At 64.6% G+C, this 19,351-nt stretch carries 18 protein-coding genes; 14 read left to right on the top strand and 4 right to left on the bottom strand.

Annotation, left to right across the window (positions count from 1 at the left end; translation table 11 throughout):
• The first annotated feature begins 174 nt into the window (after window positions 1-174).
• Window positions 175-597, top strand: a complete 423-nt coding sequence (gene dksA / locus BMX99_RS16060) for an RNA polymerase-binding protein DksA (RefSeq protein ID WP_093454160.1) — start codon at window positions 175-177, stop codon at window positions 595-597.
• A gap of 177 nt (window positions 598-774) precedes the next feature.
• Window positions 775-1,965, top strand: coding sequence for an FAD-dependent monooxygenase (locus tag BMX99_RS16055; RefSeq protein WP_093454156.1), 1,191 nt, complete (start codon window positions 775-777; stop codon window positions 1,963-1,965).
• 37 nt (window positions 1,966-2,002) lie between these two features.
• Here the strand turns inward: BMX99_RS16055 and xth are convergent, their stop codons facing one another.
• The gene (gene xth, locus BMX99_RS16050; RefSeq protein WP_093454153.1) at window positions 2,003-2,785 is read right to left on the bottom strand and encodes an exodeoxyribonuclease III; all 783 of its coding nucleotides are present in this window, start codon (window positions 2,783-2,785) and stop codon (window positions 2,003-2,005) included.
• A gap of 249 nt (window positions 2,786-3,034) precedes the next feature.
• Between xth and BMX99_RS19760 the strand changes: the two genes are divergently transcribed.
• From BMX99_RS19760 to BMX99_RS16035, 3 genes are read left to right on the top strand one after another with little or no spacing between them, the layout of a single operon-like run.
• Window positions 3,035-3,850 carry a DUF6749 family protein gene (locus tag BMX99_RS19760; RefSeq protein WP_175480276.1) on the top strand — a complete coding sequence of 272 codons (816 nt, stop codon included), beginning with the start codon at window positions 3,035-3,037 and terminating at the stop codon, window positions 3,848-3,850.
• 59 nt (window positions 3,851-3,909) lie between these two features.
• On the top strand, window positions 3,910-5,016 hold the full coding sequence (locus tag BMX99_RS16040) for a DUF6902 family protein (RefSeq protein WP_093454150.1): 1,107 nt from the start codon (window positions 3,910-3,912) through the stop codon (window positions 5,014-5,016).
• Window positions 5,013-5,933, top strand: coding sequence for a DMT family transporter (locus tag BMX99_RS16035; RefSeq protein ID WP_093454147.1), 921 nt, complete (start codon window positions 5,013-5,015; stop codon window positions 5,931-5,933). The genes BMX99_RS16040 and BMX99_RS16035 overlap by 4 nt, the downstream gene beginning before the upstream one ends.
• 91 nt (window positions 5,934-6,024) lie before the next feature.
• Here BMX99_RS16035 and BMX99_RS16030 read toward each other — a convergent pair whose 3' ends face one another.
• Window positions 6,025-6,348, bottom strand: coding sequence for a HesB/IscA family protein (locus BMX99_RS16030; RefSeq protein WP_093454143.1), 324 nt, complete (start codon window positions 6,346-6,348; stop codon window positions 6,025-6,027).
• Window positions 6,349-6,520: 172 nt separating this feature from the next.
• Between BMX99_RS16030 and BMX99_RS16025 the strand changes: the two genes are divergently transcribed.
• From BMX99_RS16025 to scpB, 7 genes are all read left to right on the top strand, one after another.
• The gene (locus BMX99_RS16025) at window positions 6,521-7,732 is read left to right on the top strand and encodes a deoxyguanosinetriphosphate triphosphohydrolase (RefSeq protein WP_093454140.1); all 1,212 of its coding nucleotides are present in this window, start codon (window positions 6,521-6,523) and stop codon (window positions 7,730-7,732) included.
• Window positions 7,733-7,961: 229 nt separating this feature from the next.
• Entirely contained in the window at window positions 7,962-9,833 is a 1,872-nt protein-coding gene (locus BMX99_RS16020; protein ID WP_093454137.1) for a cation:proton antiporter, read from the top strand.
• Between the two features lie 105 nt (window positions 9,834-9,938).
• Window positions 9,939-11,681, top strand: coding sequence for an arginine--tRNA ligase (gene argS, locus BMX99_RS16015; RefSeq protein ID WP_093454134.1), 1,743 nt, complete (start codon window positions 9,939-9,941; stop codon window positions 11,679-11,681).
• Window positions 11,682-11,754: 73 nt separating this feature from the next.
• A complete protein-coding gene (locus tag BMX99_RS16010) occupies window positions 11,755-12,714 on the top strand; it encodes an SPOR domain-containing protein (protein WP_093454131.1) in 960 nt (319 codons plus the stop codon).
• Window positions 12,711-13,715: a beta-N-acetylhexosaminidase gene (nagZ, locus tag BMX99_RS16005; protein WP_093454128.1), complete on the top strand. Its 1,005-nt coding sequence runs from the start codon at window positions 12,711-12,713 to the stop codon at window positions 13,713-13,715. The genes BMX99_RS16010 and nagZ overlap by 4 nt, the downstream gene beginning before the upstream one ends.
• The gene (locus BMX99_RS16000; RefSeq protein WP_093454125.1) at window positions 13,708-14,502 is read left to right on the top strand and encodes a segregation and condensation protein A; all 795 of its coding nucleotides are present in this window, start codon (window positions 13,708-13,710) and stop codon (window positions 14,500-14,502) included. Before nagZ ends, BMX99_RS16000 begins: the two co-directional genes overlap by 8 nt.
• A gap of 136 nt (window positions 14,503-14,638) precedes the next feature.
• Entirely contained in the window at window positions 14,639-15,253 is a 615-nt protein-coding gene (gene scpB / locus BMX99_RS15995; RefSeq protein WP_244525640.1) for an SMC-Scp complex subunit ScpB, read from the top strand.
• Between the two features lie 42 nt (window positions 15,254-15,295).
• Here scpB and BMX99_RS15990 read toward each other — a convergent pair whose 3' ends face one another.
• Window positions 15,296-16,426: an MFS transporter gene (locus tag BMX99_RS15990; RefSeq protein ID WP_093454119.1), complete on the bottom strand. Its 1,131-nt coding sequence runs from the start codon at window positions 16,424-16,426 to the stop codon at window positions 15,296-15,298.
• Window positions 16,427-16,459: 33 nt separating this feature from the next.
• Entirely contained in the window at window positions 16,460-17,542 is a 1,083-nt protein-coding gene (locus BMX99_RS15985) for a 2'-deoxycytidine 5'-triphosphate deaminase (protein ID WP_093454116.1), read from the bottom strand.
• Between the two features lie 182 nt (window positions 17,543-17,724).
• Here BMX99_RS15985 and BMX99_RS15980 point away from each other — a divergent pair, with 182 nt between their 5' ends.
• Window positions 17,725-18,873, top strand: a complete 1,149-nt coding sequence (locus BMX99_RS15980) for a thiolase domain-containing protein (RefSeq protein WP_093454113.1) — start codon at window positions 17,725-17,727, stop codon at window positions 18,871-18,873.
• On the top strand, window positions 18,870-19,259 hold the full coding sequence (locus BMX99_RS15975) for a Zn-ribbon domain-containing OB-fold protein (protein WP_093454111.1): 390 nt from the start codon (window positions 18,870-18,872) through the stop codon (window positions 19,257-19,259). The genes BMX99_RS15980 and BMX99_RS15975 overlap by 4 nt, the downstream gene beginning before the upstream one ends.
• Window positions 19,260-19,351: the final 92 nt, after the last annotated feature.

Here is a 19,351-nt window from a genome sequence, read left to right as displayed (position 1 = left end):
ACGATAATCATTTCCGCATTCCTGTGCAATCCGGGCGCGCAGGTGAAGGGAAGGGAGGAAATGTGTAGTGACAACCCTATTCAATAGGAGTAATGCACCCCCGTAGGGACCCGTTGTCCGTCCGGTCATTTTTTGACGCCTACAGACGGACAGGGGAAGACAAGGGAGCATAACATGAAAGCAGAAACCTTTCTGCCAGAGGACTATCGTCCCGCCGAGGACGAACCCTTCATGAACGAGCGGCAGGCAGAGTATTTCCGACGCAAGCTGCTGGCCTGGAAAGAAGACATCCTCGAAGACAGCCGCGATACCGTCGAAGGTCTGCAGGAAAACACCCGCAACATCCCCGACGTCGCCGACCGCGCGTCCGAGGAAACCGACCGTGCGCTGGAACTGCGCACCCGGGACCGTCAGCGCAAGCTGGTTGCCAAGATCGACAGCGCCCTGCGCCGCATCGACGAAGGCGAATACGGCTATTGCGAAGTGACCGGTGAACCGATTTCTCTGAAACGTCTCGACGCGCGTCCGATCGCCACCATGAGCCTTGAGGCGCAAGAGCGTCACGAGCGCCGTGAAAAGGTCCATCGCGACGACTGATCCCTCTTGGATCACAATCTGACGGCGCCGGGCCCGGGCCCTGGCGCCGTTGCATTTTCCGGCGGTTCCCATTGCTTCCCCGCCGGAGGATCGAAAGAATGGGGCGGGTCCGGTATCTGACCCGGACTTTGGCCCGACACCCATCCAGAACCCAGAACCACCCGACGGGGACGCCAGATGCAAAACGGTCTGAACAGGATCGACGGCAGGATCGTCATTGTCGGGGCAGGGATCGGCGGCTTGGCCGCTGCGCGGGCCCTTGCCCTGCTCGGGGCCAAGGTCACCGTTCTGGAACAGGCCCCCGCCATCACCGAGGTCGGCGCAGGTATTCAGCTGGGCCCCAATGGCACCGCAGTGATGCGCGCCCTTGGGCTGGACCAGGCGCTGCGCGACACCGGCACCCCGATCGGACGTGCGCTTGTTCTGCGCAACCGCCATGGCGCGCGGCTGGCGCGTTTCCCCATGTCCGGCCTGAAGCGTCCCGACGATTACCTGTTCGTGCACCGCGCCGACCTGATCAAGGTTCTGGAACAGGGGGCCCGCGCTGCCGGCGTGACGATTGACCTTGGCCAACGGATCACCGGTGTTCGGACGGGCACGCCATCGGACCCGATGGCCGTGGTGGAAACCGACGGCAAAGAGATCACCGCGCCCCTGGTCATCGGGGCGGATGGCCTGCATTCCGTCACCGCCCGCACCCTTGGGGATCGCGGCCAGCCCTTCTTTACCGGTCAGGTCGCCTGGCGCGCGACGGTCCCGAAAGACCCTTCGCCAACGGCCGAGGTCGAGCTTTACATGGCCCCCGGGCGGCACCTGGTGACCTACCCGCTACGCGGCGGAACGCTTCGCAATATCGTCGCGGTCGAGGAACGCAGCACCTGGACCGAAGAAAGCTGGTCCCGCCAGGATGACCCCGCCAATCTGCGCGCCGCCTTTGCGCAAATGGGCGACCGGGTGCAGCACCTTCTGGCCCGGGTCGAGACCGCGCATATCTGGGGGCTGTTCCGCCATCCCGTGGCCGAACGCTGGCACGGAACCGGGGTGGCGCTGATGGGTGACGCGGTGCATCCGACGCTGCCCTTCCTGGCCCAGGGGGCCTGTATGGCGCTGGAGGATGCCTGGGTCCTGGCCGCCTGCCTGGCCGGAAATTCCGATCAAAATCTGGCACTTGCGGGGTATCAGCTGCGCCGGCACGACCGCTGTCGCCGCATTGTCGATGCTGCCACGCGCAATGCCTGGGCCTATCACCTGTCGGGGCCACTGGCCCTGGGGGCACATACCGGAATGCGTGTTCTGGGTACGCTTGCGCCGCAGAAACCCATCCGGTCCTTCGCCTGGCTCTATGACCACGACGTGACCAACGCTTAGGGTCTTCGCTAAGTGTTGACGCCCTGAAGGGGGCCGGTCAGGCGTCCAGTTCGACCCAGACCGGCACGTGGTCCGAAGGCTTTTCGCGACCGCGCAATTCCTTCTCGATCCCCACATCCACCATCAGGTCGGCGCATTGCGGCGTCATCAGGATGTGGTCGATGCGGATGCCGTTGTTCCGCTGCCAGGCCCCGGCCTGGTAATCCCAGAAGGAATACTGCTCGGGCTCGGGGTGGCGGCTGCGGAAGGCTTCGGTGAAACCAAGGTTCAGCACCCGGCGATAGGCATCGCGGCTGTCCAGGCGGAACAGCGCATCTTCGCGCCAGCTGTCGGGTTTCGCCGCGTCCTCGGCCTGGGGGATGATGTTGTAATCGCCGGCCATCAGCGCCGGTTCTTCCATATCCATCAGGTCCTTGGCCCGGTGCCGCAGACGTTCCATCCAGGCCAGCTTGTAATCGTACTTGGGGCCGGGCGCGGGGTTGCCGTTCGGCAGATACAGCCCGCATATCCGCACGGCCGTATGGTTTCCGACCACCGTCGCCTCGATCCAGCGGGCCTGTTCGTCGTCGTCGTCGCCCTGCAGGCCGCGGGTGACGTCTTCCAGCGGCAGCTTCGACAGGATCGCCACCCCGTTAAAGCTTTTCTGCCCGTGGGTTTCGACGTTGTAGCCGCGATCCTCGAACAGTTCGCGCGGGAAGTTTTCGTCGACCGATTTGATCTCCTGCAGCAGCACAACGTCCGGATTCGCCTCGTCCAGCCAGTCCGTCAGCGCCGCGTGACGCGCCTTGATGCCGTTGATGTTGAAGGTCGCGATGCGCATTTGGGCTGCCTCTTGCTGAAGAATCCGGTCCGTCGGCCCGGCGTTCGGGCGGGTTCAGCGTGTTGTGGCGGAAGAATCAGGGTGGGGCAAGGGACGCGAAAGTGACGCATCAGCGCGTCTTGCTGGTGCTGGTGCGCACCAGTGAGGCCCCGCAGCTGTCGCAAAATCGCACGCAGAAGGAAGCTGATTCTGACGGCGCTGACGCCCTAAGCTGACGATACTCGGGGAAATCGGGCGGAATTGTGGCCGATGTTTGAAAAATTTTCGACGGCCGCGTCCGAAGCAATTCAATCAGTTACTGCGAATCGTCTCGCGTGCCACAAAACCGAACACACGTATAGGTTGAAAAAACGATTCACAAAACGCCGCAAGGTCGCAAACGATAAGGGCATCAACCACCAACGGGAGACCCGAAAGATGTCTGCAATTCGTAAAATCAAATCCGCTCAAGTCGCTGTTAAGGTTCAGGAAAACGACATGTTCTCCGGCGACGCGACCGAGATGTTTGCCTCTGGTTCCGCCCCTGTTTCGTCCCATTCGCTGACCGGTGACGCGACCCAGATGTTCGCTTCGGGTTCTGCCCCTTCGGCCTCGGTTCGGGCCCTGACCGGCGACGCGGTCGAGCTGTTTGCCTCCGGTTCCGCACCCACCATGTCGACGGCTGCCACCGGCGATGCGGTCGAAATGTTCGCCTCCGGTTCCGCTCCGCTGACCTCGGACGCCTCCACCGGTGACGCGGTTCAGATGTTCGCCTCGGGTTCGGCTCCGGCTGCCTCGAAAATGGGCGCAGGCGATGCGGTCGAAATGTTCGCTTCCGGCTCCGCTCCGGTGACTTCCGACGCTTCGACCGGCGACGCGACCGAGATGTTCGCTTCCGGCTCCGCTCCGGTGACCTCCGACGCCTCGACCGGCGACGCGACCGAAATGTTCGCCTCCGGCTCCGCTCCGGTCACCTCCGACGCCTCGACTGGCGACGCGGTTGAAGCCTTCGCCTCCGGCTCCGCCCCGGTGAAATCCGAAGCCGCCGCAGGTGACGCGGTTCAGGCCTTCGCCTCCGGCTCCTGAGCCAGACCACCGACTACGGGACGGGGTGGGTAAAGCCCCGGTGATCAAAGGAGAATATCATGTCCAATGTCATCCGCCTTTCCTTCCCCTCCCGCAGCGATCAGAGGGCCGCGCGCACCGCGGCCCTTCTGGAAGCCTTCGCCCACCATCGCCGTGACCTGGACGATGTGTTCTGGCTGAAGGAAAATGCGGAAATACTGAACATTCTGGAATGCACCGGCCAGGACGTCCCGCGCGACGCGCTGGAAACCTACCGCAGCTTCTACGACACGATCGAGGCCCGGCTGGAGTTCTTCCCGCAATACTATCGCTTCATCCTGTCAATCTGCCAGGATCTCGAGGCCCTGGGCCTGGGACACGGCAAATCCGAACGACTGGCGCGCTGGATCGCCGATCAGGGCCTGGTCGAGGCCGAGCTGTCGGACCTGCAGCGCGGTGAGGCCATTCGCCTGCTGTCGCGGGTTGGCGTCAGCAGTGACGCGGATGCGAATATGATCAACGACAGGTTGCGGAAGTTTGTGTCAAGACCCGCAACTTTTGCTGTGCCGAACAAGAAAGCCGCGTATGAACTGACTCACATCGCGTTTTACCTATCCGAATACGGTCGGCGCGATTTGACGATCTGTGCGGATACGCGTCAAAGCCTTGTATTTACGGGCACCCTCGCGTTTCTGGATTGCAATTGGGACCTTCTGGCCGAAGTCTTGGTGGCAATGAACTACTGCGGCGAGACCCCCCCGGAAGAGTGGGTCACAGCCGTCAAGGAAGTGACGGCACGCTTTGCCGTCGCCGAAGGAAACGAAGCAGTGCGGCAAGACGACTATCACGAATACCTTGTGTGCAACTGGGCCCTGGCCCAATGCGGGGCCCAGTCCGGCGGCCAGCCGTTTGCCGGCAGCCTGCGCCCGGGTCCGGTCAGCTTTCACGCGGATCCCTATCGTCCGGCACCGCTGCGCGAGATGTCCCAGATCATGTACGGCCTGGATCAGCGCCGGTCGTCCGACTGGCACCTGATGCGCGACTACGTCTGCGACAACGTCAGCGCCGACAGTGCCGACATCCTGCTGCGCGCCGAAGCCGCGACCGAGGATTTCGCCAAATTCTTCGCCGGTTTCGCCCGCACCGGCATGCGCGCCACCCCCATGATGGGAGAACTGACAGCATGAAGCCCCAAGCCGCCCTTGCAACTTTGACCGGGGCGGGATTCGTTCTGATTTACACGGCGCTGATCTCGTCCGCGGACGGGATCACCAAGCTGCTGGCCGGCGGATACGCCGCCCCGCAGCTTTATGCCGTGTCCGGCGGGCTGGTGGCCTTCTTCTGTTACCTTGCCAATCGCAGCGCCCCGGCACCGGGCGGGCTGCGCACCACGCGGCCCTGGGCCATGGCGGTGCGGTCGGTTGCAACGGTGATCGCGGGCGTGGCCTTTTTCTATGCCTTCCGCCTGCTGCCCTTCGCCGAGGTCTTCATATTTATCGGGCTGATGCCGCTGATGGCGGGGATGATGTCGGGACCGATCCTGGGCGAACGGGTGGCGCTGAAGGTCTGGGTGGCGCTGGCCATCGGCTTCCTGGGCGTGCTGTGCCTGTTCCCGGAAGGGCTGCATGCGGCGACATGGGGCCATCTGATCGCCTTCGGGGCCTGTCTGTCCGGCACGCTGTCCATGGTCATGGCGCGCTATGTCGGCCGGTATGAACGGAATTCCCTGGCGCTGGTCTTCTATCCCAACCTGTTGAACATGCTGGTGATGGGCGCGGCGCTGCCCTTTGTCTTCACGCCAATGCCGCTGACGGATCTGGGGCTGGCGGTGGCCTATGCCGCGCTTCTCTTCGGCGCGCGCTGGCTTCTTGTGATCGCGCTGCGCCTGTTGCCGGCCTATACGGCGACGCCGCTGATGAACCTGCAATTCGTCTGGATGGTGCTGATCGGCGCGGCCTTCTTCAACGAGATCCCCGACAGCTCGGTCTTCCTGGGCGCGGCGATCGTCGTCGGATCCGGGCTGTACCTGGTCTATGCGCAGTTCGTCGTGCAGCAGGCCCCGACGCTGCGCCCGCGCAAAACCGTGATGCCGCCCGCGGAATAGCTGAACATCCAAGCGCCACCCAAAGCAGACGACAGACATTGAAACGGGGCCGAAAGGCCCCGCTTGCGTTCCATCTGCTGTCAGAAGGTGACTACATCGAAAACGACGTGCCGCAGCCGCAAGAGCTGGAGGCATTGGGGTTCTCGATCACGAACCTTGCGCCGATCAGCTCATCCGAGAAATCGATGACCGCGCCCGCCAGAAAGGGAAGCGAGACATCGTCGACCACGACCCGTTCGCCCTTGCCCTCAAGGACCAGGTCGCCATCGGCCGGATCGTCCAGCTTGATGTCGTATTGAAAGCCCGAACAGCCGCCCCCTTCGACGGCCACGCGCAGGGCCTGACCCTGCGCACCTGCGCCGATTTCGGCCAGGCGATCAAAGGCGCGGTCGGTGACTTTGGGCGGGATCTGCATGTCGCTACCTCTTTGGCGTGGCAAATCAGTGACTTTGCCGGTTTTCGGCAGGTCCACACGGTTTGCCTGTCATCAGCCTTCAATATATGCAGTGCAGGAACGGGGAACAAGGATCACCGGCGATCAACGTCGGGGCCGGATCCCCGACGGGATATATATAGAAGGAGGCGCCATGCTTGCGCCCTATGCATCCACGCCCGAAGGCACGCGTGGCAGGCTTTTTCCGGAAGAGGAAAGCGCCTTTCGATCCTGCTATCAGCGCGACCGGGACCGCATCATCCACGCCAGCGCCTTTCGCCGGCTCAAGCACAAGACGCAGGTCTTCATCGAACACGAAGGCGATTACTTCCGCACCCGTCTGACCCATTCGATCGAGGTCGGGCAGGTGGCGCGGACCATCGCGGGCGCGCTGAAGCTGAACCCCGAACTGACCGAGGCCGTGGCCCTGGCGCATGACTTGGGCCATCCGCCCTTTGGCCACACCGGCGAAGACGCGTTGCATGATCTGATGGCCCCCTATGGCGGCTTCGATCACAACGCCCAGGCGATCCGCATCGTCACCAACCTGGAACGCACCTATGCGGAATGGGACGGGCTGAACCTGACCTGGGACTGCCTTGAAGGCATTGCCAAGCACAATGGTCCGGTGACGGGCACGGTCCCGATTGCCCTGGCGGAATACAACGCCATCCACGATCTGGAACTGCACACCCACGCCAGCGCCGAGGCGCAGGTGGCCGCCCTGTCCGATGACATCGCCTACAACAACCACGACCTGCACGACGGTCTGCGGGCCGAGCTGTTCTCGACCGACGAGCTTTCCGAACTGCCCATTCTGAAAGACTGCTTTGCCGAGGTCGATGGCTTGTATCCCGGGCTGAACCTCTATCGCCGCCGGCACGAGGCGCTGCGCCGCTTCTTCGGCGTGCTGGTCGGGGACGTGATCGACGTGACCCGTGCCAATCTGGCCGACCTCAACCCCGCGTCGGTGGCCGATGTGCGCCACGCGGGCCGGATGATGGTGCAGTTCAGCCCCCATATCTGGACCGACCTCAAGGTGATCCGCGAATTCCTGTTCCACCGCATGTACCGCGCCCCCGAGGTGGTCGAGACCCGCGCCAAGGTGACCCGCATCGTGCAAGAGCTGTTCCCGCTGTTCATGCAGTCCCCCGATCTGTTGCCCAAGCAGTGGCGCAAGGATGTGGACGACATCGCCGGGGATGAGACCGCGCTGGCGCGGATCGTCTGTGACTATATCTCGGGCATGACCGACCGTTTCGCCATCGTCGAACATGCGCGGCTGACGGGGCAGGATCCCGAACCGGGGCTGCGCGCCTCGGGGCCGGGGCATATCCGCTATGAGGATCGGTTGCGGAACGGCTGATCTGGTACCGAACGGGGCAGGGTGTCCTGACCCGTCCTCAGTGCGTATCGCCAACAGAACAAGGGCCCAGAGGATCCTCCGGGCCCTTTTTGTAGGCCCCTCCGGCCCTTGGTCGTGCAAATCACATGCCCCCTTCCTAATCGCGCCAATTGCTCTACCTTCGTGCAAAGGCCGGACGTCCTCCGCCCCGTATCACGCATGATGTCACGTCAGGAATTCAGGAGGTCCCATGGCCGTCGCAGCCGAGACATTGCCCCCCGTCGCCGCCTTTGCCCTTGTGGGTGTCCTTGGGGTCGGGGCCCAGCTGATCGCCTGGCGTCTGAAGATGCCGGCCATCGTGCTGATGCTGGTCGCGGGCGTGCTGGCCGGTCCTGTGACGGGCATCTTCGATCCGATGCGCGAATTCGGCGCGCTGCGCGAACCGATGATTGCCGTCGCCGTGGCCATCATCCTGTTCGAGGGCGGGCTGACCCTGAACCTCAAGTCGCTACAGGACGCGGCCAAGGGGGTGCGGCGGCTGGTGGTCGTCGGCGCACCGCTTGGCTGGCTGCTGTCGTCGCTGACCCTGCATTACGTGGCGGGGCTTAGCTGGGAAACCTCGGCCGTATTTGGCGGTATCATGATCGTGACGGGCCCCACGGTGATTGCGCCGCTCCTGCGCTCGGCCCGCCTGTCGCGGCGACCGGCACAGGTCCTGCAATGGGAGGCGATCGTCAACGATCCGATCGGCGCACTGGCGGCGGTTCTCGCCTTCGAGGTGGTGACCGTCGCGCGCGCCTCGCAGCAGATGTCGGTGGCCATCGGGGAAACCGCCCTTGGCATCCTTCTGGCCATTGCCGTCGGTGCGGCGGGGGGTTTTGGCCTGGTCTGGGCCTTCCGCAAGGGGCGGGTGCCGGAATACATGAAGGTGCCGGTGCTGTTCACCCTGCTTCTTGCGGTCTTTGCGGGCTGTGACTGGGTGCTGCATGAAAGCGGGCTGCTGGCGGTCACCGTCATGGGGATCGTCATCGCCAATTCGCATCTGCCCTCGTTCGAGGAACTGCGCCGGTTCAAGGAACATGCAACCGTTCTGCTTGTCTCGGGCGTCTTCATCATCCTTGCCGCCGGGCTGGACCTGTCCGAGCTGTCGGCGCTGAACTGGCGTGCGGCGGCCTTTGTGGCGGCGATCATGCTGGTGGCGCGACCGATCACGGTTTTCGTGTCGCTGATCAACAGCGGGCTGCCCTGGAGGGAACGGGTCCTGGTGGCTTTCACCGGGCCGCGCGGCGTCGTGCTGGTGGCGGTTGCGGGGCTGTTCGGCGAACGGCTGGTGTCGCTTGGCGTGGCCGACGGCGCGCTGGTCGGACCGCTGGCCTTTGCCCTGGTGGCGGTGACCGTGGTGGTGCATGGCTTTGGCCTGTCGCCCATGGCACGGGCGCTTGGGCTGACCGGTGCGGGCACCCCGGGGCTTCTGATCGTCGGGGGATCGCGGTTTTCCACCGGGCTGGCGAAACACCTGCAGGATAGCGAAATCCCCGTTCTGGTATCCGACCCCAACCATGGCAAGCTGCGCGGCGCGCGGCGCGACGGGGTGCAGACTTACTACGGTGACATCCTGGCCGAGGCGGCGGAACACCGGCTGGACCTGGTCAGCTATTCCACGCTGCTGACGGCGACGGACAACGACGCCTACAACACGCTGGTTTCGACCGACCTGGCGCATCACTTTGGCCGCGCGGATGTCTATCAGATCGCCCGCGAACGCGACACCCAGACCCGCCACGCGCTGCCCGCGACCCTGGGCGGCAAGCCGGTGTTCCGCGACATGACCTATGACATGCTGGACCGCCACATGCGCGACGGCTGGCGGTTCCGCACCTCGCGCCTGACGGAAAAGTTCACCCTGGAAGACTGGGCGGCGGAATACCCCGATAGCCTGATGATCGCGGCACAGCGAAAGGGCCAGCCGATGCGGCTTCTCAACACCGGCGAAAACCTGAAAGGGCAGGAGGACATGCGCATCATCCACCTCGCCCCGCCGCAGGACGAGGTCGAGAAGCAGCAGAACGCCCGGGCCGCCGAACGCGCCGCCCCTGACAGCGACGCGCCCTCGGGGGCCTGAGCCGGAGCTGCGGCGCAGGGGGCGGCGGAGCATAGGGCGCGCGACACCCCGTTGACGCGCCAGCCCCCCATGATAAACCCGCGCCAGATGAAAAGGACCGGGCCCATGAACCTATTCGCCGACATTCGCGCAACCGTTCTCGACGCGCTGGCTGCCATGCAGCAGGCCGGAGACCTGCCCGAGGGGCTGGACTTTGCCAACGTTGCGGTCGAACCGCCGCGCGATGCCGGGCATGGCGACATGGCCACCAATGCCGCCATGGTCCTGGCGAAACCCGCCAAGATGAAGCCGCGCGATATCGCCGACGCTCTGGCCGCCCGCCTGGCCGAAGACCCGCGCATCACCAGCGCCGAGGTCGCAGGCCCCGGCTTTCTGAACCTGCGTCTTGATCCCGCTGTCTGGGCCCGGGTCGTGCAGACCGTTCTGACCGACGGTCAGGCCTATGGCCGGTCCGACATGGGGCAGGGGCTGAAGGTCAACGTCGAATATGTTTCGGCCAACCCGACGGGGCCGCTGCACGTGGGTCACACCCGGGGCGCGGTCTTTGGCGATGCGCTGGCCTCGCTTCTGGATTACGCGGGCTATGACGTCACGCGGGAATACTACATCAACGATGGCGGCGCGCAGGTCGATGTGCTGGCGCGGTCGGTCTACCTCCGCTACCTCGAGGCGCATGGCCGCGAAGTGGAATTCGAAGGCGGCACCTATCCCGGCGACTACCTGATCGAAGTGGGCGAGGCGCTGAAATCCAAGGTCGGCGACGCCTATGTGGATCAGCCCGAAGAGGTCTGGCTGGACGACGTGCGCGAAATGGCGACCGAGGCGATGATGGAACTGATCCGCGTCGATCTGGGCCTTCTGGGCGTGCAGATGGACAAGTTCTTCTCGGAAAAGTCGCTGTACGGCACCGGCAAGATCGAGGCTGCGATCGACAGCCTGCGCGACAAGGGGCTGATCTACCGGGGCGTTCTGGAACCGCCCAAGGGCAAGGTCCCCGAGGATTGGGAACCCCGCGAACAGACCCTGTTCAAATCGACCGAACATGGTGACGACGTTGACCGTCCGATCATGAAATCGGACGACAGCTGGACCTATTTCGCGCCCGACATCGCCTATCATTACGACAAGATCACCCGCGGCTATGACCTGCTGATCGACGTCTTCGGGGCCGACCACGGCGGCTATGTCAAACGGATGAAGGCGGCGGTCTCGGCGCTGTCCGACGGGCGCGTGCCGGTCGACATCAAGCTGTGCCAGCTGGTGAAGCTGTTCAAGGATGGCGAGCCCTTCAAGATGTCCAAGCGGGCGGGCACCTTCATCACTCTGCGCGACGTGGTGGACGAGGTCGGGCCCGACGTGACCCGGTTCGTCATGCTGACCCGCAAGAACGATGCGCCGCTGGATTTCGACTTTGACAAGGTGCTGGAACAATCGCGCGAGAACCCGGTGTTCTACGTGCAATACGCCCATGCCCGCGTGTCTTCCGTTCTGCGCAAGGCCACCGAGGCCGGGTTTGCCCATGACGACGCCACGCTGGCCGCAGCCGATCTGTCCGGTATGACCGACGAAGCAGAACAAGCGGTTGCCAAGAAGCTGACCGAATGGCCCCGCCTGGTCGAGATCGCCGCCCGGACCAACGAACCGCACCGCGTGGCCTTCTACCTGTATGAACTGGCCAGCGACTTCCATTCGCTGTGGAACCGCGGCAACGACAAGCCCGAACTGCGCTTTGTCCAGGACAGCGCCGAGGCCTCGCAATCGAAACTTGCGCTTGCCCGTGCCACAGCCGTTGTCATTTCCGCAGGTCTTGCTATCCTAGGCGTAACCCCCGTGGAAGAGATGCGATAAACGCACCTCCGCGACAGGGCCGAGCAGTCTTAGGGAAAGCCGACGCACAGAACGTGCGCGGGAGCGAGGCAACATGGCACAGATACAGGCGGAGTCCGAGCAGGGCTATTCGAATGTTTCAACCTCTACACTGGTCAACCTTTCAGGGGGGCTGGTGTCGATCGCCCTTCTGATCGGCGTGGGCGTCTGGGGCTACAAGACCCTGTCGCGTGACGTGTCCGAGGTTCCGGTGGTGCGCGCCGCCACTGATCCGATGCGGGTCGCCCCCGAAGATCCCGGCGGCCGTCTGGGCGGAAACACCGGCCTGGCCGTGAACACCGTCGCCGCCGAAGGCCTGGCCGAAAAGCCCGCCGACCGCCTGATCCTGGCCCCGCGTCCCGTGCGTCTGACCGATGAAGACGAACCCGGCCAGGCCATCATCGCCCGCCAGGAAAACGAAGCCCGCGCCGCCGAAAAGGCCCAGCTGGCCGCCGCCGAACAGGCCGATCCCATTGCCGCGCTGACCAAGCGCCTGATGAACGGGTCCGAACCGCTGAGCGGGGAAACCGTCGCCCCCCCGACCGAGGACAGCAATATCGCGCTGGCCCTGTTGAAGGCCGAACAGCAGGCGGAACAGCAGGAAACACGCGTTGCCATTAAGGTCATCGACCCCAATGGCGAAAACGTCACCCTGCGGCCGCGCATGCGCCCCGTGGTGCTGGCCACCCGCGCGCCCCAGGCGCCGATCGCCTCGCCCACGCCGCTGCAGCCGGCGGTGGATGTCGACCCCGACACCATCGCGCCGGGCACCACCCTGACCCAGCTTGGCGCTTATGACAGCATCGACACCGCCCGCAGCGAATGGACCAAGTTCGCCGCCCGTTTCGATGAATACATGTCCGACAAAAGCCGCGTGATCCAAAAGGCTTCGTCCGGGGGGCGGACCTTCTATCGCCTGCGGGTGATGAACTTTGCCGACATGTCCGCCGCGCGCCATTTCTGCGCCGCGCTGGTGGCCGAGAATACCGACTGCATCCCCGTGGTGGCAAAATGACCTTCGGGGCCACGATCCTCGATGCCGAGGGGCAGGCGCTGACACCGGACGAAATCGCGCTGTTCAAGGACGCCGATCCCTTCGGGTTCATCCTGTTTGCACGCAACATCGACAGTGCCGATCAGCTGATGCGCCTGTGTGACCAGATGCGCGATGCCGTCGGCCGCGACGCACCTATCCTGATCGACCAGGAGGGCGGCCGCGTGCAGCGCCTGCGCCCGCCCCTGGCCCGTGACTGGACCCCGCCGCTGGATTTCGCCCGCGCCGCCGGGCCGCATGCCACCCAGGCCATGTACCTGCGGTATCTGATCACCGCGCTGGAACTGCGCAGCTATGGGATCGACGTGAACTGCGCGCCCATGGTCGATGTGCCGCGCCCCGAGACCCATGAGTTTCTGACCAACCGCTGCTATGGCACCTCTCCGGCCGAGGCCGCGGGCCTGGGCCGCGCCGTCGCCATGGGGCTGATGGCCGGCGGCGTGCTGCCGGTGGTCAAACATATCCCCGGCCATGGCCTTGCCACCGCCGACAGCCATCACGACCTGCCGCGTGTCACCGCCCCGGTCGAGGTTCTGGACAGCATCGATTTCGCGCCCTTCAAGGTGCTGAACGACCTGCCGATGGCGATGACCGCCCACGTGGTCTATGACGCCTTCGATCCCCAGCCCGCCACCCTGTCGGAACGCATGATCCAGGTGATCCGCAACGACATCGGCTTTGACGGGCTGTTGATGACCGACGACATCTCGATGAAGGCGCTGTCAGGCAGTTATGGCGATATTGCCCGGCAATCGCTGAATGCGGGCTGCGACGTGGTGCTGCTGTGCAATGCCACGCTGGCCGAACGGGCCGAGGTCGCCGAGGCCTCGGGCCGGATGAACCCCGCCGCGCAGGACCGCGCCACCCGCGCGCTGGATCTGCGCAACCAGGCCGCAGAGGTTGACATTCGCACCGTGGAGGAGAAGCTGAACGCTCTTCTACACGGGCAGGGCAATGTCTGAGGGCGACCTTTTCACCGATCAGCTCAGCGTCAGCGAACGGCTTGCCGCCGAGGCGCTGATCGTCGATGTCGAGGGCTTTGAAGGCCCTCTCGACATGTTGCTGTCGCTGGCGCGGACGCAGAAGGTCGATCTGCTGAAGATCTCGGTGCTGCAACTGTCCAAGCAATACCTGTTCTTCGTGGAAAAGGCGAAAGAGCTGCGGATCGAACTGGCCGCCGATTATCTGGTCATGGCCGCCTGGCTGGCCTTTCTGAAAAGCCGCCTGCTGCTGCCCCCCGATCCCGAAGAAGACGGCCCCTCGGGCGAGGATCTGGCCGCGCACCTGGCCTTTCAGCTGGAACGGCTGTCGGCGATGCGAGAGGTCGCGGCGCGGCTGATGGCGCGCGATCAGCTGAACCGGGACTTTTTCCCGCGCGGCATTCCCGAGGGGGTGGAACGGGTGCGCCGGATCGAGTATTCGGCCAACCTGCTGGATCTGATGCAGGCCTATGCCCGCATCCGCACCCGCGACGAATTCCGCCCCTTTGTGATGGACCGGGACAATGTGTTCACGATGGAACAGGCGCTGGATCGGATGCGCGGCATGATCGGCTTTGCCGGAACCTGGACCGACATCATGTCCTATCTGCCGCAGGGCTGGGAAAGCGATCCGACGCGCCGCCGGTCCGCCACCGCCGCGACCTTTGCCGCCGCGCTGGAACTGGTCAAGGAAGGCCACGCCGAGATTCGCCAGACCGAAACCTTTGCGCCGATCCAGCTGCGCCAGAAAGGGGGCCGCGATGACTGACCACCCCGAGGCCGAGACCCGCGAAGACTCCACCACACCCGCCGATCAAACGGTGGACCAGTCGGTGGACCAGACGGAAGATCAGACGGGGGATCAGGGCAGCGACAGCCCCGAATCCCTGTTCGAAACGCCCCCCATGCCCGAGCAGGAGCGCATGGTCGAAGCGATTCTTTTTGCCTCGGCCGAGCCTGTGACCCTGGCCGACATGAATTCCCGCATGCCGCATGGCTGTGACGCGGGCGCAGCCGTCAGGCTGCTGCGCGACCGCTATGCCGGGCGCGGGGTCGAGGTCGTGCAGGTCGGTGACCTCTGGGCCATTCGCACCGCCGCCGACCTGGGCCACCTGATGCAGAAGGAAACCGTCGAGACGCGCAAACTGTCGCGCGCCGCGATCGAGACCCTGGCCATCGTCGCCTATCACCAGCCCGTCACCCGGGCCGAGATCGAGGAAATCCGGGGTGTTTCGGTCTCTCGCGGAACGATTGATCTGCTGATCGAGATGGAGTGGATCCGTTTCGGTCGCCGTCGCATGACGCCGGGCCGTCCGGTGACCTTCGTGGTCACCGCTACCTTCCTGGATCACTTCGGCCTGGAAACCGCGCGCGACCTGCCGGGCCTGAAGGAGTTGCGCGAAGCGGGGCTGTTGGAGAACCGGCCGCCGCCCGGCTTCGGATCCGACCTGGACGACCAGGACGAAGACGAGCTGCGCGACGACGAAGGCCAGGACGACATGTTCGACGACATGAATTAAGTCCCGGCCCTGGGTCCGGGCCGGATTGGGCCCGGATCGGGGTCAGACCCGCTTGGCCGTCAGGCTTTCAATCGCGGCGGCGGCGACGCAGATCGCCGACAGCACGTTGCACAGGGCAAAGCCGCCCATTTCGTACAGTGGCCGGAAGGCCAGCGCGCCGCCAGTGACCGCAAGGTAGGTCACCGCCGAATTCAGCCCCAGCACCGCCCCGCGTTGCGACGCATCAAGCCCGGCAAGGCGCGACACCACGAAGTTCAGCCCCAGGTGCTGCACGATCCCCCAGATCAGCGCCAGCCCCGCCAGCGCAGCAAAGCTGCCGCCAAAGACCAGGAACGCCAGGTAAATCACTGTCAGGCATGTGAAAGACAAAAGCCCGGCCTGGCGCTGCGGCAACCGGTCGACGTATTTGTCGATCAAGGCCGCCAGTCCGAAGCCCGTGCCGTAGAACAGGGTGACAAAACCCGCGCCATCCGTGCCCATGCCAAGCGCGTCATGCACATGCGCGCCGATAAAGGCATAGGTGCCGTAGAAGGCGAGCATGAAGGCTCCGGCGGCGAACAGCCCCCGCGTGATGCCCGGCACGCCAAGCGCGGTCAGCGGCGACGTCGGCCGCGCGCGCGACATGTCGACCCGCAGGTCCACCCGGCGCATGGCGAAGAAAACACCAATGATTGCAATGGCAAGTACAGCGTAAACTGATCGCCACCCAGCCCATTCCGCCAGGAAACCGGATCCCGCCACGCCGCCGACCAGCGCCAGCGTCCAGCCCGACAGCACCAGCCCCATGGACCGTTTCTCTTCGCCCTTGGGGCCGAGCTGCGGGGCCAGCGCATAGATCGCCGGGATCGCCATGCCCGCGCCGATGCCGCCAAGCGCCTGCGCCGCCGTCAGCGCCAGCAGCGTCGGCGCAAAGACCGAAGCTACCATGGACACCAGGATCACGATCACCGACTGGAATAGCGCCTTGTCCGCGCCGATGACGTCCGCGCGCGGGGCCAGGAAGATCGCCGAAATCGCCGTGGTCACCCCGTAGGCGGCGGCGGCCTGCACGATGTCGGCGGGATCGCCGCCGATGTCCTGGCTGACGGCCCCGGTGATCGGGGCCAGCACCATGGAATTCGCCCCGACCACGGCAATCGCCGCCGTCAGAAGGGCCAGAGGTTTCGAAATCATGTAAATTCAGCCTGTTAGAGCGGGGTCCTGATGTCAGGCCCCGCCTGCCTTGAAGTGTTTGGCCAGCTTCAGACCCTGACCCTGGTAGTTCGAGGCGATGCCGGCCCCGTAAAGCGTCTCGGGCTCGGCCATCATGCGTTCATAGACCAGCCGCCCGACGACCTGGCCATGTTCCAGCACGAAGGGGGCCTCGTGACAGCGCACTTCAAGCACGCCGCGCGATCCGGCCCCGCCGGCGGCATCATGACCGAAACCGGGATCGAAGAACCCGGCGTAATGCACGCGGAATTCGCCCACCATGGCCACATAGGGGGCCATTTCGGCGGCGTGATCGGGCGGGATCGTCACGGCCTCTTGGCTGACGAGGATATAGAAGGCCCCGGGATCCAGGATGATGCGTTCCTTGCGCGTGCGCACGGCATCCCAAAAATCCGCGGGATCGTAATGGTTTATCAGGTCAAGGTCGATAACCCCGGTATGCGGCTTCGCGCGATAGCCGACGATGTCGCCGTCGCCGGGTTTCAGATCGACGGAAAAGCCCATGCCGTCTTCGATCACCGGATGGCCGTTCACCAGCGGCGTGCGATTGTGCAACTCGCGCAGTTCCTTGTCCGAAAGACGCGCGCGACCGGCACGGAACCGGATCTGGTTCAGCCGCATGCCGGGACGCACCAGCACCGAGAAACTGCGCGGGCAGATCTCGGCATACAGCGGCCCCTGGTAGCCCGAGGGGATGCGGTCGAATTCGGTACCGCCATCGGCAATCGCCCGTGTCAGCAGGTCCAGCCGCCCGGTCGAGCTTTTGGCATTGGCCACCGCCTGAACGGCACCTGGCAGGTTCAGCCGTTCCATCAGCGGCACGACATAGACGCAGCCCTTTTCCAGCACCGCGCCTTCGGTCAGGTCGATGCGGTGCATTTCGAATTCCTTCAGCCGGTCTTCGACCGTGCGGCCGTCACCGGCCAGGAACGACGCCCTTACGCGGTAAGCCACGGTGCCAAGCCGCAGGTCCAGGCTGGCCGGCTGGATCTGTTCGGGCGTGATTCCGGGGGTGGCCGCGATCTCTCCGCGGTCGATCATGCTGCGCAAATGCTGGCTGGGAATGATGCCGGTCATGGGTGCTCCGTTGTCTTCGGGGCACGTTACTGCGGCATTGCGGCGAAGGAAAGACGGGCGGGGGGTGGTAAAGGGATTGGCACGTGCGGAACATTGTTCCGCATTCCGGACAAAGAGGCTGGACAGTTACTAACCGTCCGGTAGGATGCGCCCGAAAGCCGTGTTCACAAAGGAGAGGCAGCGTGTCGATCAAAGGCGTCGCCAGCATTGTTGGCATCTATGAACATCCCCTGCGAAAGGCCCCGGACAAGTCCACCCCGCAGCTGCATTACGAATGCGCAAAGGGCGCGCTGGAGGATGCGGGCCTGACCTTTGACGACGTGGATGGCTATTTCTGCGCCGGCGATGCGGGCTGGTTCATGTCCATGGTCGATTACATGGGCCTGCGGAACCTGACCTATTTCGACGCCACCGACATCGGCGGATCGTCCTATATCGCGCATCTGAACGATGCTGCCGCCGCAATCGCCATGGGCCGCTGCAAGATTGCGCTGGTCACCCTTGCGGGCCGTCCGCGCAACGATCCGCCGCAGCCGCGCCCCTATGGGCCCGAAGCGGGATGGGAAATGCCCCTGGGTGGCACGCCGCCGAATATCTATGCCCTGGCTGCGCATCGGCACATGCATGAATTCGGCACCACCTCGGAACAGCTGGCCTGGATCAAGGTCGCCGCCAGCCACCATGCGCAGCACAACGAACATGCGATGCTGCGCGACGTGGTGACGGTGGATGACGTACTGAACAGCCCGATGATCGCCGACCCGCTGCACCGGATGGATTGCTGCGTGGTCTCCGAAGGCGGCGGCGCCTTCATCATCACCACGCCCGAGATCGCGAAATCCCTGGGCAAGGCAGACATCCGCGTGCAGGGCGCGGCGCAGGCGATCAAGGGCCAGGACGGTGGCCGCATCGACCTGACCTATTCCGGCGCGGCCTTCACAGGCCCCAAGGCGATGGAAGAAGCGGGGGTGAAGCCCTCGGACATCAAGTACGCCTCGATCTACGACAGTTTCACCATCACCGTGCTGATGCAGCTGGAAGACTGCGGCTTCTGCGAAAAGGGCAAGGGCGGGGCCTTCGTGGCCGATGGCAATCTGATCTCGGGGCAGGGCAAGCTGCCCTTCAACACCGACGGCGGGGGGCTGTGCAACAACCACCCCGTCAACCGTGGCGGCATGACCAAGGTGCTGGAAGCCGTCCGCCAGCTGCGGGGAGAGGCGCATCCCGCCGTCCAGGTCCCCAATTGCGACCTGGCCTTTGTCACCGGCATCGGCGGCACGCTGGCCGTCCGCCATGGCGCCGCCTCGGCCGTATTGGAGCGTATCGCATGAGCTATGATCTGATCTCACCCCCGCCCTTGAACCCCGAATCGCAGCCCTTCTGGGATGCGGCCGCCAAGGGCACCTTTCTGATCCGCCACTGTCCGGCCTGCGATCAGGCGCATTGGTATCCGCGCACGATCTGCCCGCTGTGCCATCAGGCCGATACCGAATGGCGCGAAAGCCCCGGCACCGGCACGATCTACACCTGGACGCATATGCGCAAATCCCCCCGGGGGCCCTTTGCGCTGGCATATCTCGAGCTGGACGAAGGCCCGCGCGTCTACGTGCAGTTCCGCCCCGAGGACAGCGAAAACCTTGAGATCGGCAAACGCGCCCGCATCATGTTCCACCCCGTCAAAGACGGAGCCCCGATGATGTTTGCCGAACTGATCTGACCAGGACGGGGGCAGGGCAACAGCCCCCTCCGCCCCCCCTGATCTGCCCGGCCGAAATGCCCGCCATCTTGAAGATGCGCGGGCATTTCCCA

The sequence above is a fragment of the Pseudooceanicola nitratireducens genome (genome assembly GCF_900109195.1).
Lineage (GTDB): Bacteria > Pseudomonadota > Alphaproteobacteria > Rhodobacterales > Rhodobacteraceae > Pseudooceanicola > Pseudooceanicola nitratireducens.
The sequence above is the reverse complement of the archived record's forward strand: the minus strand, read 5'-3'. Positions and strand labels throughout refer to the sequence as shown.

Bases quoted from the DNA above. Each gene is read 5' to 3' on its own strand.
- BMX99_RS16000 (WP_093454125.1), top strand. From the start codon at position 13,708: ATGTCTGAGGGCGACCTTTTCACCGATCAGCTCAGCGTCAGCGAACGG.
- BMX99_RS16035 (WP_093454147.1), top strand. From the start codon at position 5,013: ATGAAGCCCCAAGCCGCCCTTGCAACTTTGACCGGGGCGGGATTCGTT.
- scpB (WP_244525640.1), top strand. From the start codon at position 14,639: ATGCCCGAGCAGGAGCGCATGGTCGAAGCGATTCTTTTTGCCTCGGCC.
- BMX99_RS16055 (WP_093454156.1), top strand. From the start codon at position 775: ATGCAAAACGGTCTGAACAGGATCGACGGCAGGATCGTCATTGTCGGG.
- BMX99_RS16030 (WP_093454143.1), bottom strand. From the start codon at position 6,348: ATGCAGATCCCGCCCAAAGTCACCGACCGCGCCTTTGATCGCCTGGCC.
- xth (WP_093454153.1), bottom strand. From the start codon at position 2,785: ATGCGCATCGCGACCTTCAACATCAACGGCATCAAGGCGCGTCACGCG.
- BMX99_RS16010 (WP_093454131.1), top strand. From the start codon at position 11,755: ATGGCACAGATACAGGCGGAGTCCGAGCAGGGCTATTCGAATGTTTCA.
- BMX99_RS16020 (WP_093454137.1), top strand. From the start codon at position 7,962: ATGGCCGTCGCAGCCGAGACATTGCCCCCCGTCGCCGCCTTTGCCCTT.
- argS (WP_093454134.1), top strand. From the start codon at position 9,939: ATGAACCTATTCGCCGACATTCGCGCAACCGTTCTCGACGCGCTGGCT.
- BMX99_RS16040 (WP_093454150.1), top strand. From the start codon at position 3,910: ATGTCCAATGTCATCCGCCTTTCCTTCCCCTCCCGCAGCGATCAGAGG.
- dksA (WP_093454160.1), top strand. From the start codon at position 175: ATGAAAGCAGAAACCTTTCTGCCAGAGGACTATCGTCCCGCCGAGGAC.
- BMX99_RS15975 (WP_093454111.1), top strand. From the start codon at position 18,870: ATGAGCTATGATCTGATCTCACCCCCGCCCTTGAACCCCGAATCGCAG.
- nagZ (WP_093454128.1), top strand. From the start codon at position 12,711: ATGACCTTCGGGGCCACGATCCTCGATGCCGAGGGGCAGGCGCTGACA.
- BMX99_RS15985 (WP_093454116.1), bottom strand. From the start codon at position 17,542: ATGACCGGCATCATTCCCAGCCAGCATTTGCGCAGCATGATCGACCGC.
- BMX99_RS16025 (WP_093454140.1), top strand. From the start codon at position 6,521: ATGCTTGCGCCCTATGCATCCACGCCCGAAGGCACGCGTGGCAGGCTT.
- BMX99_RS19760 (WP_175480276.1), top strand. From the start codon at position 3,035: ATGTTTGAAAAATTTTCGACGGCCGCGTCCGAAGCAATTCAATCAGTT.
- BMX99_RS15990 (WP_093454119.1), bottom strand. From the start codon at position 16,426: ATGATTTCGAAACCTCTGGCCCTTCTGACGGCGGCGATTGCCGTGGTC.